1 protein-coding gene is annotated in these 621 nt (G+C 49.3%); it reads right to left on the bottom strand.

Translation table 11 applies throughout. From position 1 onward, the window contains the following. Window positions 1–621 (bottom strand): Mu transposase C-terminal domain-containing protein (locus ACFIL8_RS12240; RefSeq protein WP_375690040.1); only part of this gene is annotated, 621 nt, incomplete at both ends.

Below are 621 nucleotides of genomic sequence, written 5' to 3'. Positions count from 1 at the left end.
CTGTTTTTCTGCTTTAACAGCCTTCACATATTCTTTACGCAAACGCCCATTCAAGCGCGCCGCCTGCTGGTCATAAAAACCTACATCAGAAAGGCATGGTGCCAAACAAAGCAACCGATTATTCAAATCATAAACCCGTAAATCTTGATGCAAATTATCCGGATCAAAGCGTACAATCACCTTTTTCCCCGCATGCTCATTCAACGCCCGCGCCCAATAACGATTGCCATAAAAATGGATCTCGCCCGTACCCTTTTGCGCACGCAATGCCTCAGAGGTTAAAAGCCATAAAGCCCGTTGTGCTGCCGTTGCTTGCCGAATAATCGTCCCCTCGGCTTGCAAGCTCTCAGTAAAGGTCTCATCAAAACTGCGCCCCGCACAATTGACCGCCTTACGCCCTGCTTGCGCATTATGCGCCACAATTTGCGCACCAACATGGGCTTTAAACGCTTCAAATCCTATCGCGCGTTTTCCATAATCTTCAGGCTTGGCATCCGGTTTATTGCCCGTATAAGCCCCCGCACAAAAGGGATGTTTCGAAATCGCTTCTGCCAGATCACGCCATGCCCGCTCAATCGGTTTAGACTGTCCGCTATAAGGGGTGGTCCATTGCAATTGCAC

This window comes from Bartonella sp. AP57NXGY (genome assembly GCF_042195805.1).
Taxonomy (GTDB): Bacteria; Pseudomonadota; Alphaproteobacteria; order Rhizobiales; family Rhizobiaceae; genus Bartonella.
Note: the sequence above shows the minus strand (reverse complement) of the source record. Positions and strands in the feature narration are given on the sequence as shown.